This is a genomic window from Anabaena sp. 90 (genome assembly GCF_000312705.1).
Taxonomy (GTDB): domain Bacteria; phylum Cyanobacteriota; class Cyanobacteriia; order Cyanobacteriales; family Nostocaceae; genus Dolichospermum; species Dolichospermum lemmermannii.
Genome location: NC_019427.1, coordinates 3,449,113 through 3,465,442, shown reverse-complemented (window position 1 = coordinate 3,465,442; position 16,330 = coordinate 3,449,113). Strand labels below are relative to the sequence as shown.

The 16,330-nt window shown below is 36.3% G+C and carries 7 protein-coding genes; 4 read left to right on the top strand and 3 right to left on the bottom strand.

Annotated elements, in window-relative coordinates:
• Positions 1–52 precede the first annotated feature (52 nt).
• From ANA_RS15060 to ANA_RS15045, 4 genes are all read left to right on the top strand, one after another.
• On the top strand, positions 53–274 hold the full coding sequence (locus tag ANA_RS15060) for an MbtH family protein (protein ID WP_015080903.1): 222 nt from the start codon (positions 53–55) through the stop codon (positions 272–274).
• Between the two features lie 99 nt (positions 275–373).
• Positions 374–1,111, top strand: a complete 738-nt coding sequence (locus ANA_RS15055) for a glycosyltransferase family 32 protein (RefSeq protein ID WP_041458094.1) — start codon at positions 374–376, stop codon at positions 1,109–1,111.
• A gap of 76 nt (positions 1,112–1,187) precedes the next feature.
• Complete coding sequence (locus ANA_RS15050; RefSeq protein ID WP_015080901.1) at positions 1,188–1,712, top strand: cupin-like domain-containing protein; 525 nt, start codon at positions 1,188–1,190, stop codon at positions 1,710–1,712.
• Between the two features lie 87 nt (positions 1,713–1,799).
• Complete coding sequence (locus tag ANA_RS15045) at positions 1,800–2,906, top strand: acyltransferase family protein (protein WP_015080900.1); 1,107 nt, start codon at positions 1,800–1,802, stop codon at positions 2,904–2,906.
• 90 nt (positions 2,907–2,996) lie between these two features.
• On the opposite strand, the gene ANA_RS15040 is transcribed toward ANA_RS15045, so the two are convergent.
• From ANA_RS15040 to ANA_RS15030, 3 genes are all read right to left on the bottom strand, one after another.
• The gene (locus ANA_RS15040) at positions 2,997–4,202 is read right to left on the bottom strand and encodes a macrolide family glycosyltransferase (protein ID WP_015080899.1); all 1,206 of its coding nucleotides are present in this window, start codon (positions 4,200–4,202) and stop codon (positions 2,997–2,999) included.
• A gap of 83 nt (positions 4,203–4,285) precedes the next feature.
• The gene (locus tag ANA_RS15035; RefSeq protein WP_015080898.1) at positions 4,286–5,344 is read right to left on the bottom strand and encodes an NAD-dependent epimerase/dehydratase family protein; all 1,059 of its coding nucleotides are present in this window, start codon (positions 5,342–5,344) and stop codon (positions 4,286–4,288) included.
• A gap of 18 nt (positions 5,345–5,362) precedes the next feature.
• A complete protein-coding gene (locus ANA_RS15030; protein WP_015080897.1) occupies positions 5,363–16,300 on the bottom strand; it encodes a non-ribosomal peptide synthetase in 10,938 nt (3,645 codons plus the stop codon).
• Positions 16,301–16,330 lie beyond the last annotated feature (30 nt).

Sequence of the window (16,330 nt, the reverse complement as noted above, 5' to 3'; positions counted from 1 at the left end):
TTTGTTCTGTCATTATATAATCCAATCAATAAGATCAAGGAAATAAAAAACCATGAGTAACAACGAACAAAACGACGAAACTATCTATCTTGTAGTAGTCAATCATGAAGAACAATATTCAATTTGGCCTAAATGGAAACAGGAACTACCATTAGGGTGGAAATCTGTGGGTAAAGAAGGTATTAAAACTGAATGTTTGGCTTATATTGAAGAAGTATGGACGGATATGCGTCCTTTAAGTTTACGTAAAGCCATGCAAGAATCATCAAATTAAACAACCACTCGAATGAGATACATTCAGTAAATCGAAAGCCCTGTAGGGGCGCAGGGCCTGCGCCCTTGATTGCATTGCATCCAATCAATAACTAAATCTATGAATAAAATTCCCAAAATCATCCATCAGATTTTCTTTCTAGGAGAAGCAGCAGTACCAGAAAAATATCGCCTTTATCATCAAACAGTTCTGCAAAATCATCCTCATTGGGAACATCAATTTTGGGATGAAGCCAAAGCCAGACAATTTATGGAAGCACATTATTCCTGGTTTCTACCAGTATTTGACGGTTATCCCCATGATATTCAACGTCGTGATGCTATTCGTTATTTTATCCTTTATCACTACGGAGGATTTTATCTGGATATGGATGTTGAATCCCTTAAACCACTTGATGATTTATTAGCAGATTTCGAGCTTGTATTATCAAAGTTAGTGGGGTTTAGTAATGCAATTATGGGTAGTATTCCCAATCATCCCCTGTGGCTGAAAGTATTTGAAGAATTAGAAAAACGTCAACATAATTTAGACAATAAAACTATGCCTATTTATGTTGGCTACAGTACCGGACCAATCATGTTAAATGATTGTGTAGTAGCAGGTAAATTTCATGAAAACCCTACAGTTCTTGTATGTCCAGGGTACATTTTTGAACCCGGTGCGCCAATGGAACTTAATGGTAAAATCTTCAAAAGTCGGCAGACATCAGAGACTTATACCATACACCACATGACTACTTCTTGGTTGCCTAAAAAACACCAAATAGCTAGAGTTTTATTCGGTATAATTTTAGAGCCATATTGGTTTTTCCGCTCTTTTGTACAAAGTAAAGTATAATTATTTCATATTGGCTATAGTCCTCATTATCTTCTTAACCCACTAAAAGTTCCACTTTAATCGTCAGGAAAAATTTATGAATATTAGTGTAAAAAATAATTTTGACAAAACATCACTAAATCAAATTGAGCGCATTTATCAACCTACATTAGATGAGTTTAAACGAAAAATTTTCCCTTCCAGGAAACCAGTGATTATTACTGGTAAAATAACTGATTGGAAAGCATATTCTTCATGGTCAGTTGATTATTTAAAGGATGTTGTAGGTCATAAAGAAATTAATGTCAACTTTTCCAAAAACAAGATATTCAATTTTGATCCTAAAATAGACTTTACTATACCTAGTAAAAAAATGAAGTTTACTGACTTCACAGATTGGATTCTTGAGGAAAAAACAACAGACGAATATTATTATCTTCAGCAAAGTCCCATTAAGGACACCTTTCCCGAACTGGTTTCAGATATTGAAGTTCCAGATTATATTGATAAAAAATTATTTATTATTACAAATCTGTGGATGGGTGCTGGTGGTAATATCTCTCAACTACATTATGATATGTCAGAAATCACAAATACCTGGTCTGATTTGGCAAAAAATTAAGAATTTTGCAGGAATTTAATACCTACTCTCTTTTCAGTGGAATTATATATTAATTGATTAGAAAATCTGGCTATCCAAGAAATTGTTATGAACCCACCTGACTCCAATTTAGAAAGAATTTACGCTTTTGATTATCTGAGAGCTATCAGTTGTATTTTTGTTATTGCATTACATAGTAATATAAGTTGCATATTTGATGAATATCCAATAATACATGGTATCCTGATTTTCAACTTATTTGATTTGGCTGTTCCTCTGTTCCTGCAAATATCTTTGATTCTGTTTTTTTTGAAGAGAGAACAGCAGCCGGATTATTTTCTCAAAAAAAGATTGTTTAGACTAATTAAATTGTATATTTTTTGGGGTTTGTTTTATCAGCTATTTTCCTTAATATCCCATTTTAACAAAATAAATTTAACTTCTATTAAAGATTTAATCAACATTAAATTTACTATTAAAGATGGTATAGTTTTTATTTTGACAGATGGAAACTCAGCAGTTTTTTATTTTTTGTTTTCATTATTTTTCATAACTGCCTTAGCTGAATTATTTGCTTTTTATATTGAAAACAATGACACCAATAATCAAATAAATAATCAAGTAATATCTTATATATTTTTAATATTTTCCTGCGTTATTCTTTTGCTTTTACCCTTAATCCAAATTTTACTGGGTGGAAAGTTTCCTATTTTAACTGATGTTTATAATCCTCTCAATTTTATACCTTATATATTTTCTTCTTTTTTAATTAGCAAATCTTTATTACAAAAGAAAATTGATTCTAATTATAATCTCAATAATCCACAAATTTGGTCTTTAATAATTTTATTATTTTGCTTTTTTGTCATTGAGTGGCGATATTTTAACCAGCCTATAATATGGGGTTGGGGTGTTGCTAACAAAGAAGGTTTACCAATTTATTCTAGGGTATCTTTAGTTCTTTGCTCTTGGTTAGTCACTTTAATTTCGCTAAAAATCAGACATTTACCTCCTTTAATAATTAAAATTATCTCTGATTTTTCTTTGGGTATTTATTGTCTACATATATTCTTGATATTCATAATTATTCGATTATTTCCAGAACAACCTTATCCTCATTATGTTCATTATTTAATATTTGGAGGATTACTTGTAGTGACAATTTCCATAACTAAAATTATGAAGAATTTACCGATTTTCCAAGATATTATATAGTTTACACACTAAAAAATGCTGATTTAGTGGAATCTACAAGTGTGAGATCCCACATAAAAAAGTTTTTAAATATCCTCTAATACCAATATTCTAATTGCTATTCTTTTCATACACATATCGCCAAATTTCATTTACTGCTCGTTCTACACCTCCAGCCGCGCGACAAGCATCACCTAAAAGACCACTATTGACTCCAAAAGAACTATCATCAAAAATCTGCTGTGCTGTCTGTTGCAAATTTTCTACAGTAACATCTTCTAACATCATCATAATTCCTGCACCCTGCTCCTGAATGCGACGGGAAATTATTTCCTGTTCATAAGTTTGGGGGACTGCAATCATTGGTACTGCATACCAAACAGCTTCCCTTGCACCGCCACCTGCTCCGTGCATAATAAATAAACTGGCGCGTTCTAATATTTTTAATTGAGGAACAGTACCAGTAGGTCGAATAATAAAATTATCTGGAATATCTCCTAGCAGCGTTACATCCATAGCAGGACTTAATATCATCACTACTTGAGCGTCTGTATTGCCAAAGGCTTGAAGACAACTGCGATAAAATTCCACACCGGGGTCATGAATATTGCCAAAGGAAATTAGAATCAACTTATCTTTTTGCAGTTGTTCCATTGGGAAATCATATTCCATTCCTCGCACCGGATTACAAGGGCCAACAAAATGAAAACGCTCGTCAAATTTATCACTATAGGGTTGTAATTCTGGTGGTAAATAACATAAGTTTAGCGGTTCAATATTGGTAAAGGTATCCACAAATTTAATGGGTGGTATACCATAAATTCCTCGTAGTTCTCGCTGATATTGACGATAATGTTTCATCCCAGCAGCAGCCTGTTTTAAAAATCCTGGTAATTTCTTTCTTAGCCAAGGACATTCATAGAAAGTTTGAGGAGTAAAAGCTGCCGTAGCAATGGAATTAACAGCAGGAATATTCAGGATTTGGGCTACTAATCTTCCCCAAAGACAGAGGGAATCATGAATAATATAATCTGGCTTTTCTGCACGTACTGACTCCAGCAATTCTGGCAACATTTGATGGGCGCACCAAGTTAAGGAAGGGACTAAAGACATTTCATTTTCTGCTGGTGGTGCTGTTTCCGGATTTAGCGGTGGATAAGAACGAAATTTAGCTCCAAAAGATTCAATTTCTGCTTGAAAATTAGGAGCTTCATAATAAATTACCTCCTCACCTCTGTGAATTAATTCTTTCACTAATCCCAAGGTGGGGATGACATGACCGGCTGCGGAAACGTTGAAAAAAACTACACGACCCATATTTAAGTTCCCTGTTGTATATAGAAAGTTATCAAGATAGATCCTGATCAGGATGGGGTTTTACCTAATTTTTTGATAACAGCTTAATTCATGCAAATTTCATCTCTCCAAGCTGCAACAATATCAGCAAAGATTGAGTTTAAGGATTTGGTAATATACCAATTAGGATAATGGTCTTTAATTTTGCGTAAATCGCTATAGTAACAGATATGATCACCCTCCCGATTTATTGGCACATACTCATATACCATTGGTTTATTTGTTAATGCAGCCACGATTTCAAAAGCTTCTAATATTGAACAGGTATTTTCTTTTCCCCCGCCTAAATTATAAACCTCACCACTACGTGGTGCTGCCATAAATTCTTCTATAAAACGGGTAACATCGTAAGCATGGATATTATCTCGGACTTGTTTACCTTGATATCCAAATATTTTGTAAGTACGATCTTCTAAATTACATTTGACTAAATAACTCAAAAAACCGTGCAGTTCTACACCAGAATGATTAGGACCTGTTAGACAACCTCCACGTAAACAGCAGGTTTTTAAGCCAAAATAACGCCCATATTCTTGAACCATAATATCGGCTGCAAGTTTAGAAGCACCAAATAGGGAGTGTTTGGATTGATCAATGCGAAAAGATTCGGGTATACCATGCTGATAAGTAAGATCAGCATAATCCCAACGGGTTGCTAACTCCAGCATCGGTATTTCATTTGGTGCATCACCATAAACTTTGTTGGTTGACATATGCACAAAGGGAACTGAAGGAACAAATTGCCGAGTTGCTTCTAAAAGATTGAGTGTTCCTACAGCATTGGTATCAAAATCATCAAAAGGGATTTTGGCGGCTAGATCATGACTGGGTTGGGCGGCTGTATGCACGATCGCATCTGGTCTAAGACTATCAATTAAGTCTAAAATAGCAGTGCGATCGCGGATATCAATTTCATGATGCACAAAACCCTTAATTTTCGACTCTAGCCGTTTTTGATTCCAACGAGTATCCCCTTGATTACCAAAAAATACGGCTCTTTGATTATTATCAATACCGTGAATTGCCCAACCTTTTTGAGCAAAATATTCACAGACTTCCGAACCAATTAATCCTGATGATCCAGTGACAAGTAGTTTTTTCATGTTGGTTAATTTCTTGGGTTAATTTTGTTGCTGCTTGGCTTGTAATAATTGGGCTTTTTCTTCTGGTGTCATGCGTTTAAGACGTAAAAAGGCTTTAGCAATTTTTTCTGTATTTCCTGATTTGGTTTCTCTTTCTACCAGAAGTGGCGCTATTTCTTCAATAGTTACAGTAGAAAATAGTTCTCTTAATGCCAAATCAACGGCAAATACTTTTTTAATCCGTCCATGAAATTGCCCAGCTAACAGCGAATGTCCCCCCAAATGGAAGAAGTTATCTTTTACCCCCACTTTTTCAACTTTGAGTAATTCTTGCCACATTTCTACTAATGCTTCTTCAATGGGATTTCTGGGTGCTAAATAATCTACTTGTGCATCTGCTTGAGTAGGTATGGGTAAAGCACGGCGATTTACCTTATTATTAGCGGTAAGAGGCATAGTATCTAAAAAGACCCAAGCCGAAGGTATCATATAATCGGGCAGTTTTGTCGAGAGATATAAGCGCAGGGTTTCTATTGTTGGTGTTTCCTCAATGGCTACGCCACGCAAGTTATCAGATTTAGCCACTAAATAAGCCACAAGCTTTTGATCTGTAAAAGTCTCACCAATTGCTTGGACAATGGCTTGAGTAATGGCTGGATGACTTTCTAGAACAGTTTCAATTTCTCCCAACTCAATGCGATAACCACGGATTTTTACTTGATAATCGAGTCTTCCTAAAAATTCAATTTCTCCATTTGGTAGCCACCGTGCTAAATCTCCAGTGCGATACAAACGCTCTCCGGGTTGTTGTGAAAATAGGTTAGGTATAAATGTTGTTGATGTCAGTCTTGGATTGCCACGATAACCTCGCGCTAGTCCCATGCCGCCAATGTACAATTCACCAGCAATTCCTACTGGTAGTGGATTTAAACCCCTGTCCAAAATATACAAAGATGTGTTAGTAATTCCCTGACCAATAGAAAGGGCATCTTCTGGTTGCTCTACCTTTTTCATGGCTGACCAAATAGTAGTTTCTGTAGGTCCGTAAACGTTCCACAGATTTACCTTTGATTCTAAGAGAGAAGCCGCTAATTCTCCTGGCATTGCTTCCCCACCACAGAGGGCGCAAAAGTCATTTTGTGGTTGCCAACCTGCGGTTAATAGTAATCTCCAAGTTGTGGGAGTGGCTTGCATAATTGTTGCTTGAGATTGTTGCAACAATTGAGCTAATTTAAATCCATCCTGGGTTGTTTCTCTGTCAGCTAGAACTAATTTTGCACCACTAATTAAGGGTAAAAATAATTCTAAACCGGCAATATCAAAGGAAATTGTTGTTACCGCAACTTGGGTATCAGCCGCAGTTAATTGTAGTTTGGCTTGGAAACTGAGGAGGAAATTCACTAAAGATTGATGTTGAATTTGTACTCCTTTGGGTCTGCCAGTCGAACCAGAAGTGTAAATTGTGTATGCTAAATTTAAGGGTGTTTGCGGTGGAGAAATGACTGTTGGATCTTGTGGTATTGCTTCTAGTAAGAGGATTTGGGCTGATGATGTGGGTATGTGGGGGGCAATTTGGGATTCTGTGAGGATTACCCCAGCCTGACTATCAGCAAGTATCCATTGTAAGCGATCGCTTGGGAAGGCTGGATCTAGTGGTAAATAAGCTGCACCAGTTTTGATAATTCCTAACAATGCCATGACTAAACCTGCATGGCGTTCTAAACATACAGCTACTAATGTTTCTTGTTTGACTCCTAACTGGATTAATGCTTGGGCAATTTGATCAGATTTTTGATCTAATTCACGATATGTTAACCATTTTTTACCTTGAAGAATAGCAGGGGAGTCGGGATTTTGTGAGACTTGTTGGCTAAATAAATCTAGGATGGTACTAATTGGTAATGGATGATGGGTAATTGGTTGGTCAGGGGAAGTTCGCAGACCAATTTCACCAATATATTGTGGTGATTTGGTGGCAAAGGTGGTTAAAATATGGGTTAGTTGCTGTAATAATTGCTCCCGTTCTTTTACCGTCCCTATATTTTTTTGGAAGGCAATTTTTAGGGTTAGATCTTCTCCTGGTAAAGCGTAGAGACTGACAGGATAATGATTTTTTTCTAAAGACTCTACACCATTGATTACCAAGTCACCGGGATGGTTACGTAAATTTTCGCCTACGGGGTAATTTTCATAAACCACAATAGACTCAAATAAAGACTCCCCTCTGTTGACATCACTCCAACCTTGAATATCTACCAAACGATTGTAGGAATATTCATTGATGGATAAAATGCGATCGCCTACTTCTTTTAACCATTTTTGCACAGGTGTGGCTGCATCAAATTTTAACCGCAAAGGTAGGGTATTAATAAACAAACCCACCATCTCACTAAAACCTGACAATTCTGTTGTCCTTCCTGAAACCGTCATCCCAAAAACAACTTCATCAGCACCACTATATTTACTCAACAAAATTCCCCAAGCGGCTTGCACTAAAGTATTGACTGTAATTTGATTTTTATTGGCGTAGGTTTTCAGTTGTGTGTAAATTTCCGGCGCAATAGTAGCTTCTAAAATTTGGTAATCAGTAGATTTTTGATTTATTAATCCTAAGCTAGTTGCAGACTGTAAACCTGCTAATTCTTGCCGCCAAAATGCTTCTGCTGTGTGAGTTTCTTTTTGATTTAACCAGACAATAAAATCTCGATAATTTGGTGTTGGTGATAAATGCAAAACTTGATGACTTTGTTGTGCTTGATAAAAAGCAATGACATCGCCAAAAACTAGAGGTAAAGACCAACCATCTAACAATATATGATGATGAGTCCAACAGAATCGCCATTTTTGGGATTCGGTTCTTACTAACGTTAACCGCATTAAAGGTGCTGTTTCTGTGGATAAGTTTTGTTGACGGTCATTTGTTAATAAATCTGTCCACATTGACTCTAATTCATTAACGCCTAAATTCTGCCAATCTTCGACGATAAAAGGCAAATTTACACTACTATGCACTCTAGCTACAGGATGAGGAAGCGATCGCCAAATAAAGGAAGTACGCAAGCTAGAATGACGATTAATGCAGCTTTCCCAAGCAGTTTTAAATATTTCTACATCCAAATTTCCTTCAATATTACCTGTTACTTGTTGCAGGTAAATATCCTTATCAGTTTCATAGTTAGTATGGAAAAGAATACCTTCTTGCACTGGTGCTAGAGGATAAATATCTTCTAAATCAGTAGTTCCCTCGACAGCTATATTTAATTGTTCCTGAGTTAAATTAACCAAGGGAAAATCTCTAGGTTGCCAACTTTCAGCTTGATAATCACTAGCTGTTAATAAATCTCTTAAACATCTTTGATAACTATTTACTAGATTGTGAATAGTTACTTCTTGATGTAAGGCTTTACTAAAACCAAATCGCATTTGCAATTTACCGTTAGCAATTAAACCAGTTATTTCTAATTGAAAAGCACGTTGATTTTCTGGATGTCGAGAAATTCCTGTATCTTCAACAGCAGGTGTAAATGGTGCATCTGGTGTAATTTGTTCGTCAAATTGTCCCAAATAGTTAAAAATAATCCCTTGGGGAATGGGCGATAAAATAGCAGCATATTCTGGTTTTTGACTGAGAATACCGTAAGAAAACCCATTATTGGGTAAGTTTCTGAGATGTTCTTTAGTTGTGGCTAAATTATCTAAAATATTGCCATTTGATTTTGCTAATTTGCAGGGGAATAGAGATGTAAACCAGCCAACAGCATCAGATATATCTAAAGTGGTTTCTCTACCATGACTTTCCAAAGCAATGACAATTTCTGATTTACCAATCCATTCGCTAACTGCTGCTAAAAGTGCTGTGAGGAGAACTTCTTGAATGCGTGCTTTGCGGGTACGAGGGATATCAAATAATAGTTTATCCGTTTCTTCTTTGGTGAAATTACACTCAATTTGCGTTGCCGAATTTTCTGTATTATTTGCTAGTTCTATGTCTCCTACGTCGCCATGCAAGCTATTAGGTAAATCCAGGGGTAATGTGAAATTATCTACAGTTTGGTGTTTCCAAAAGTCAACATCTTTTTCCCAATTAGCACTTTGAATGGTTTGTTGTAAATAATTACTCCATTGTGGAAAACTTACACTCTGCTTTTGCAAAGATTGAGGCATATTTTCCACAACTTTCGCTGCTAAATCTTGCAAAATCACACGCCAAGAAACACCATCAACTATGAGGTGATGAATAATCAATAATAGTTTATCGGCTGTGTTTGCTGCTGTTTGGAAATAGACAGCACGGAACAGAGTACCAGTTTCTAGATTAAGTTGGCTTTGAAACTTAGTGGCTATGGTTTGCAGTTGTGCAGATAATTCAGTTTCAGGAATATTTGTTAAATCAACAATATCCAAATTTACACCTTGAATATTAGGATCTAATTCTTGTATCCAACCTGTTTCACTTTGGCGGAATTTTAACCGGAAAGCTGGATGTTTGGTGACAAGTTGATTTACAGCTTTTTGGAATTTGGCAATATTGAATTGTGGTTTGATATCCAATAAAATAGCCTGATTCCAATGTTCTGGATAAGCTAAAGATTGTTGAAAAAACCAATTTTGAATGGGAGTTAAAGGAATTTCACCTTGTTCAATAGTTGGTAAGTTTGCAGGGCGATTATCAACTTTCCTGACATGATTAGCCAAATCACTGACCTGGGGATAGTTAAATAAATCTTGAGGTGTGAAATAAAAACCTAAATCCCTGGCTTTAGCAATAATTTGTAATCCAATAATTGAGTCTCCACCTAATTCAAAGAAGTTATCTGTCACCCCAATACGAGATACTTGTAATACCTGTTCCCACAGTTGAGTTAAAATCTTTTCTGTTTCATTTTCTGGGGCTATATATTCTTCCCTTGTTGTTTCTGCAATTTCTGGATCTGGTAAAGAATTAATGTCAATTTTGCCATTTGGTAATAATGGCCAATTTTCAATCTTCACCAAGAAAGCGGGAATCATATAATCGGGAAGAATCTGTGCTAATTCCAACCGCAAAACCTTTTGCCAATTTGTGATTGTTTCTTGTAGTTGCAAATAAGCAATCAGCCGATTTGGTTTTCCTGGAGTAGTAATTGCTTTAACCACTGCACGATTCACCCAAGTTTGTTGTTCTAAAGCAGCGACAATTTCAGCAGTTTCAATGCGGAAACCCCGAATTTTTACCTGTTGATCTGCACGTCCTAGAAATTCTATTGTACCATCTGGTAAGTAACGAGCGCGATCGCCTGTGCGATACATTCTTTCACCTTCCACAAAAGGATCGGGTAAAAACCGTTCCCCAGTCATTCCTGGTGCATTCCAGTAACCACGCGCTAATTGATATCCAGATACAAATAACTCTCCTGGTGTCCCCACTGGTACAGGTTGCAGATGAGAATTAAGAACATATAACTTAGTATTGGTGACTGGTTCACCAATGGGAATAATATCAGCATTTTCATTTTCTCGACAATCATGAACAGCCACATCAATTGTCGTTTCTGCTGGTCCATAAAGATTGATTAAAGGAATAGCTAAATTGTCTTTAAAATCATGCCAAACCCGTTTTTTCAGTGCTTCTCCACCACTAAAAACTAATCGCAAACTAGAACATTGAGAAAATTTAGGTTCACCCAAGATGATTTCTAATAAACTGGGTACTAATTGCAGCAATGTGACATTTTCTTGTTGTATTGTTTTCACCAAATAAGCTGGATCTTGATGTCCTCCTGGTTTAGCCATAACCAGTTTTGCACCCACCATTAAAGGTGTCCAAAATTCCCACACGGAAGCATCAAAACTAAATGGTGTTTTTTGCAAAACTACATCATGATTATTAACTGCAAAATTTTCTAAAAACCAAGTTTGATGATAGGCTAATGCTTGGTGAGAAACAGCTACACCTTTTGGTCTACCAGTTGAACCAGAAGTAAAAATGATATAAGCAATATTGTCAGGAAAAACGGTAATTTCTAAGTTGTCAGTAGATTGGTTTTCTATTTCTTGTTTGTGAATGTCTAGGCAAATAGTTTCACCATAATTAACCTTTAATTCTGACCAAGTTAGCAATAAATTAACCTTGGCATCCTCCAACATAGATTGAATACGCACGGTCGGATAATGGGGGTCTATCGGTAGATAACAACCACCTGCTTTGAGTACCCCTAACATGGCACAAACCATATCTAGAGAACGTTCTAAACAAATACCCACAGGTTGTTCTTGACTAATACCCTGCTTTTGTAAAAACCGCGCTAGGCGATTAGCTTTTTCGTTTAATTGCTGATATGTCCAACTTTCACCTTCACAAACAATAGCAACAGAATCAGGATTTGCGGCTGCTTGTTGAGTGACAATTTCATGGACTGGAGTAATTTCTAATTGATCATTTTTATCATTCGTGAAAATTTCCTGTGGTGTGAGCAAATATTCTCTATTTTTTTGAGGATTTTTACTCAATAATTCTGCACTGGTTTGATAGTAATTAGCAATGTTATTGATTTGTGCTGCGGTCAGTTCCTGACTGTTGTAGGTAATATTTAAACTGATGTTAACAGCAGCCACCTCTTCATTCCAAGTAACTGCAAAAGGAATATTTGTTTCCTCAAAAGATGTTGATTCTAGTAATTCAACTTCTCGCCAATTTAGTAATCCTTTGTAAACATGAAAATGCACAAAATTCAAAGAAGTTTCAAATAAAGGTTGATTACCATTTAGCCGTTGCAGTTCTGCTAAAGGAAAACGACGATTTGGCATTAATGCTTGTTCAGCCCGCCATGTTTCTTTAATCAAATTTACCCAAGAACCACGAGGTAATTTTAACCGTAATGGTAAGGTATTTAAAAATAGTCCTAAAATGCGATCGCTATCTGTTTCATCTGGCCTACCGTTACTTACCAAACCTGTAACTATTTCTTCTTCTCCTGAAAAAACAGCCAGAATATGTAGATGTAACGCCAGCAATACAGTCCTTAAAGGTACACCCAATTGATGAGATACATCTTTTAAACCTTGAGAAATTGTGTCTGATAAAGTTAGATCAATTTTCCCCATGCTTGATTGTGATTCCGAGGAAACTGTTATCGGTAAACGAGGTATTTTAGTAAAAGAAATTTCCTTCAGTTGTTGTTGCCAAAATTCCCTTTTTTTCTGATCTTGTAAAGCCTGTTGTTCTAAAGCAATAAATCGAGAATATTCTAAATTAGTTTGAGGATGTAAAATCGGCACACCCTTACCCATTAAATTTAGATATAAACCTGTTAATTCTGCTAAAAAGTTAGCAAAACTCCAACCATCTATAATGGCATGATGGAAACTAAAAGTTGCTTCCATCACATTTTGATCCAGCAAATGAATATGAAAACGCATTAACGGCGCACTTTTATAATCAAACCGACTTACTCGTTCTTGATCAATAAAGGTTTTGATATAATTATCTTGTGCTGATGGCAATAAATTAGTTAAATCTGCAAAAATCACCTTTGCGGGTACATCTTTAACAATCACCTGAGTTGGTTGACTAAATTCAGCTAAATAAAATGCCGTTCTTAATACCCTATGTCTAGCAAACATTTGACCATAAGCTTGTTCCCAAACTTGCAAATCAAAAGGTATACGAATCCGAAAACTAAAAACATCATGGTAAGTTGTTGAACTCTGAGAATATTCACCATGAAATAACATTCCGGCTTGCAATTGTGCTAAAGGATAAGCATCAATGGCAATATTTTCTAAATTTTCTCTATCTGCATCGGTAATTAAAGCAAACGGTTCTTGATGCCAAACTTGAGTTTCTACTGTTGCTGCTGTCTCCAAAAATTCCGCTAATTCCAATAAAACAGGATGGGAAAATATTTGCTCAATTTTTAAGTTTAATCCAGCGGCTTGTGCTAGAGAACAAACCCGAATACTGCGGATAGAATCGCCACCTAAAACGAAATAATTATCAAATCTGCCAACTCGATTTATACCTAAAACCTGTTGCCAAATTTCCGCTATTTTTTGCTCAATTTCTGTGGCTGGTGGGACAAATTCAATCCCTATATTTTCTCGATTAATTTCTGGTACAGGTAGGGATTTTCTATCTATTTTACCGTTGGCAGTGAGGGGAAATTTATCTAAATAAACTATCTGCGACGGGATCATATAGTCCGGTAAAAGCTGTTGCAGATGATTTCGCAGAGTTTCAATAGTTGGTTGTTGTTCAGAAGTACAAACCAGATAGGCAATTAACCGTTTTTGATTTGTTTCTGCATCAGTCGCAACTACAACAATATTTTCTTGCACAGCAGGAAACTGAGAAAAAGCAGTTTCAATTTCGCCAATTTCAATGCGGAAACCGCGTATTTTAACTTGGTTATCTATCCTTCCTAAATATTCCAAATCGCCATTAGGCAGAAAACGACCCAAATCACCTGTACGATACAAGCATGAACTTGAAGAAAAATGATCTTTAACAAACCTTTCTGCTGTCAATTCTGGGCGGTTTAAATAGCCACGAGCAACTCCCGCACCACCCACATACATTTCCCCAATTACTCCTGTTGGGAGACGATTTCCATCAGAATCAAGAATATAAAGATGTAAATCGGGAATTGGTTGACCAATTAAACTACCAGATGAATTATCTACATCTTGTTTGCTAATTGGTCTATAGGTAACATGAACTGTGGTTTCTGTAATTCCATACATATTCACCAAGCGCGTCTGATTTTCCCCATAATGTTCAAACCAAGGACGCAGACTTGCAAGATTCAAAGCTTCACCACCAAAAATGATGTAACGTAAACTTGATAAATTAACAGCAACATCTTTACAAGCTAATAATTGAGCAAAGGCCGAAGGAGTTTGATTAAGAACAGTAACTTGCTCATTTTGTAGTAGTTGTAAAAATCTTTGAGGGTCACGACTCACACAATGAGGAACAATGACTAATTTTCCACCATAAAATAAAGCTCCCCAAATTTCCCACACAGAAAAGTCGAAAGCAAAGGAATGGAAGAATGTCCACACATCTTGCTCGTTAAATTTAAACCAATGTTCTGTACTCTTAAACAATCGAGTTAGATTATGTTGAGTGACTAATACACCTTTAGGTTTTCCTGTTGAACCAGATGTATAAATAATATAAGCTCCTGAATCTGGCTCAATATTATCTATAATTAAAGCCTCTGTGCTTACATTCAAATAAGGTGCATTTTCTGCATCTAAACAAATTTTGATGGTCGAGTCTGGAAGTTTTTCAGTAATATTAGTTGTGGTGAGAATTAATTCTGCTTCACAGTCAGTAATAGTAAATTCAATTCTATCATCAGGATATGCCGGATCAACGGGAACATAAACTCCCCCTGCTTTGACTACAGCCAACATGGCTATAATCATTTCTGGGGAACGTTCTAAACAAATTACTACTCGTTTTTCTGCACTAATTCCTAATGATTGTAAATATCGAGCTATGCGGTTAGACTGACGGTCTAATTCTTGATATGTGAGGCTTTCATTGTCATAAGTTAGGGCAATGCGTTCTGGATATTTCTTAACAGTTTCTGTGAAGATTTCAGCAATGGTAATTGGTAACTGTTCTTTCTTTTCTGTTTTCTGTTCTCTTTCTTCATAGCCAAGCAGTGATAAAGAGTGCAAAAGTGCTTGAGAATTATTGGACATGTTTAACAACAAATTGCTAAATTGTTCTAGCAATAATTCCATAGTTACTGCATCAAAACGAGCCGCATTGTAGCTTAACTTCAGAGAAATTATCTCCCCAGGAACGACTACTAAAGTTAAGGGATAATGGGTACTTTCAGAGAAGGATGACTCTGGTACATTTAAACCAAAATCTTCAGTTTTTAAGGAGTTGTCAAAGGGGAAATTTTCAAAAGCTAACAAACTTTCAAACATTTGTTGTCCACGGGGGACACGACTCCAGCTTTGAATGTCTGATAAACTAGTATGTTCAAATTGACGCATTAAAGATGCTCTAGCTTGCAGTTTTTGTAACCAAGATTCCAGAGTTTCTTCTCCAGATATCAAGACACGAAATGGTAAGGTATTAATAAAGGGTCCAATCATCCCTTCTACCCCTGGCAATTCTGGAGGTCTTCCTGCAACTGTAATGCCATAAACAATATCTGTAGTCCGACTATAGCGGTTAAGTAATATTGCCCAAGCCCCTTGAATTACAGTGTTGAGAGTGACGCTACAATTACGGGCTAATTTTTGTAAAAATGCGGTATTTTCTGGTGATAATAGTTGGTTAATTTCTCCACCTTTAAAGGTGTCGCTGACTTTGGTTTTAGAAGTCATTAATAATGGGGTAGCACTTTCAAAGTCGCCCATATATTCACGCCAAAAAAATTCACCATCTTGGGGATTTTTCTGTTTTAACCAAGCAATAAAATCACCATAGGGGCGGACATTAGGTAGGGAAATATTTATATTTTCTCTGGCTGCTTTATGCAGCATTAAAAATTCTCGCAGTAGAATTGGCCAAGACCAACCATCTAAAATTAAGTGGTGATGACTCCAGATTAAATGCCAACGATCTTCTTCTAACCGAATTAAGCTGACTCGCATTAAGGGGGGACGATTGAGAACGAAACCCTGTCGTTTATCTGATTCTAAAAATTCTTCAAGGCGGATTTTTTGGGCTATGCTACTTAATCCTCGCCAATCTTCTTCTGTGATATTAAATACGAGATTGCGAAATACGATTTGTACGGGTTCTGTTTGTCCTTTGGTAACAATAGCAGTCCGCAAAATGGGGTGACGATCTACTAAAGTTTGCCAAGCTTGACGTACTGCGACTATAGATACATCTCCCTGTAATTGACAATGTAATTGTTCAAAATAAACCCCTGATTCTGGTTCATAGAGGGAATGAAATAATAGTCCTTTTTGTAAGGGAGTAAGAGGAAAAATATCTTGGATTTTATCTTTGAGACTTGTCATAATTAACCTTGTGTTTTATTAAAAGCAGAG